Origin of the sequence: Lactobacillus melliventris (assembly GCF_013346935.1) — a bacterium.
In the GTDB taxonomy this organism is placed as follows: domain Bacteria; phylum Bacillota; class Bacilli; order Lactobacillales; family Lactobacillaceae; genus Lactobacillus.
The window spans coordinates 1-2,025 of sequence record NZ_JAAEEB010000019.1 but is presented as its reverse complement, the minus strand read 5'-3'; the positions used below and the strand labels follow the sequence as shown (position 1 = coordinate 2,025).

Below are 2,025 nucleotides of genomic sequence, written 5' to 3'. Positions count from 1 at the left end.
ATAGGCACCATCTCCTTTCCGGATCAACAGCCAACCGCCCTCAAAACAATTTGCTTGAATTCTAAATTAATTATAACAAATACTGTTTGCATATTGAATAACTATAAAGCATTATTGCCAAATCAATGGCTTATTTTGATTATTTCCACTATATAGTATTTTGTTTTTTCTTTAAAAACTAATTTCTTCTAAGTAATAAAGCTTACCGTATTATATAAACTAAAATGCGCTTTTGACAATGGTAAAAAACGGCTTTACTACCATTATATTAAGCCAATCCAAGTTTAAAATGAGCGCATTTTTAAGGTATGTAAATAAGACTTTTTAATCAATGTTGTGAGCGCTAAAATAACTTTAACTCGTAATACAATAAATATAAGAAAGGAATTTGTATGATTAGAAAATGCCAAGTTGCTGACAGTCCAGCTATTCAAAAAATCAATCAAGTTGAACTAGGTTATGATTATTCTGTAGAAAAAACGGCTGCCAACATTAAAAGGCTGCTAAATGATCCTGAACATCATTATCTCTGGGTTTTTGAAGATGAAGATAGCAAAAAGGTTGAGGGATATTTGCATGCAGAAATTTTTGAAGAAACCTACTTTGACCCCATGTTCAATGTTTTAGCTTTAGCAGTAGATTCTTCTGCCCAAAAGAAAGGCATAGGCAGTCAGCTTATGCAAACTTTGGAAAAGCAGGCTAAAAATTTAGGCATGAAAGAAATTAGGTTAAATTCTGGAGAATCACGTTTAGGTGCTCATAAATTTTACGAAAAGCTGGGCTATACTAGCAATAAAATGCAAAAACGATTTGGTAAAACCATAAAATAATTTATTTAAACTGTAATTGATTTTCGTTTTTTATAAATGTTTACTAACAATAATTTAGCTAGTACATTATATGTAAATTTAAATCAATTAACTACACTTTATACATCTAAAGTAATACTATGCATATGAAGTGATCAATAATGCTAAGTCCAGAAAAAAGCAAAATTTCGATTTCAGTTAAAGTTAATTCAGAAGATAAAAACCAAGTTACAGAAATATTTAACGGCCTAGGCCTTAATCTTTCGACTGCCATTAATATATTTATAAAGAAAAGTATTGCTGAAGGTGGTTTACCGTTTGAAGTTAGGGATCCATTTTATAGTGAGGAAAATCAAGCTGAACTAAATCAGCGTTTCAAAAAGATTAACAATAATCAGGATATCCATTCACATCATCTTTTAAGTAGTGAGCAGAAGAAAGAATGACAGTAGAATTTTTAGATGAAGCTTGGAATGAATATGTTAATTGGCAAGCCGGAAAAATTAAAATATCAAATTGGTTGGTCAAGAAGAATAAATAATGTAGATAGATTAGTTTACACAGTTAAAAATGAGCGATTACTTATTATAGCTTGCAAAACTCACTATAATTAAAGCTAAAAATCCTCTTAGTTAGATTTCAATTTAACTAAGAGGATTTTTATCTGTATAAATCTCTACATTCACAAAACTAGCAATTTCTTTAAATACTATTTCATCTAAAAGTCTGATAAATCTATTGGTGCGGACACCTTTCTCTTTTTTAAGTTGGCAACAGATTCATCCATTGCTTTTAATCCCTTATCAGAAATATCTTTTGATTTGACTAAATCTCTATGTTCCATAACTAAGCACCCATTATTATATTCTTTTGCATAACATAATTATATTTTAATTTAAGCAGTACAACTAGTTTTTGCTAGCCGTCTGAGCAAAGTGATTGTTAACAACTTGCATAATAAATTTCTCCCTTTTCTGTGGGATCTACTGCAAAAAGCCTATCATATTAAAATTAATAAAAGAAGAAATAACACAATAAAAATTGCAAATATTATTTTCTCAACAAAAACCCGCCTTATCCACATGATCATGAAGCTAACCCCTAAAACTGGACGTTAGTTTTATATCGTTTTACTTAAGGCTTGATTCCGATATTGAATCGGAGTTAAGCCTTTTAGTTTGTGCCGAATTCTATCTTCATTATAATAACTTATCCA

At 29.8% G+C, this 2,025-nt stretch carries 5 protein-coding genes; 3 read left to right on the top strand and 2 right to left on the bottom strand.

What is annotated here, in order from left to right; translation table 11 throughout:
- The first annotated feature begins 392 nt into the window (after positions 1-392).
- The 3 genes from GYV61_RS09590 to GYV61_RS09785 all read left to right on the top strand — a co-directional run bounded on the left by GYV61_RS09590 (position 393) and on the right by GYV61_RS09785 (position 1,423).
- Positions 393-830, top strand: coding sequence for a GNAT family N-acetyltransferase (locus GYV61_RS09590; protein WP_110446666.1), 438 nt, complete (start codon positions 393-395; stop codon positions 828-830).
- A gap of 140 nt (positions 831-970) precedes the next feature.
- The gene (locus tag GYV61_RS09585) at positions 971-1,255 is read left to right on the top strand and encodes a type II toxin-antitoxin system RelB/DinJ family antitoxin (protein ID WP_110446667.1); all 285 of its coding nucleotides are present in this window, start codon (positions 971-973) and stop codon (positions 1,253-1,255) included.
- Between the two features lie 69 nt (positions 1,256-1,324).
- On the top strand, positions 1,325-1,423 hold the full coding sequence (locus GYV61_RS09785) for a type II toxin-antitoxin system YoeB family toxin (protein WP_338084994.1): 99 nt from the start codon (positions 1,325-1,327) through the stop codon (positions 1,421-1,423).
- 104 nt (positions 1,424-1,527) lie between these two features.
- Here GYV61_RS09785 and GYV61_RS09825 read toward each other — a convergent pair whose 3' ends face one another.
- Entirely contained in the window at positions 1,528-1,653 is a 126-nt protein-coding gene (locus tag GYV61_RS09825) for a hypothetical protein (protein ID WP_274600325.1), read from the bottom strand.
- A gap of 276 nt (positions 1,654-1,929) precedes the next feature.
- Positions 1,930-2,022: an IS3 family transposase gene (locus GYV61_RS09925; RefSeq protein WP_370448574.1), complete on the bottom strand. Its 93-nt coding sequence runs from the start codon at positions 2,020-2,022 to the stop codon at positions 1,930-1,932.
- Between the last annotated feature and the right edge of the window lie 3 nt (positions 2,023-2,025).

Excerpts from the sequence above, each read along its gene's own strand:
- GYV61_RS09590 (WP_110446666.1), top strand. The coding sequence starts at position 393 with ATGATTAGAAAATGCCAAGTTGCTGACAGTCCAGCTATTCAAAAAATC.
- GYV61_RS09585 (WP_110446667.1), top strand. The coding sequence starts at position 971 with ATGCTAAGTCCAGAAAAAAGCAAAATTTCGATTTCAGTTAAAGTTAAT.
- GYV61_RS09825 (WP_274600325.1), bottom strand. The coding sequence starts at position 1,653 with ATGGAACATAGAGATTTAGTCAAATCAAAAGATATTTCTGATAAGGGA.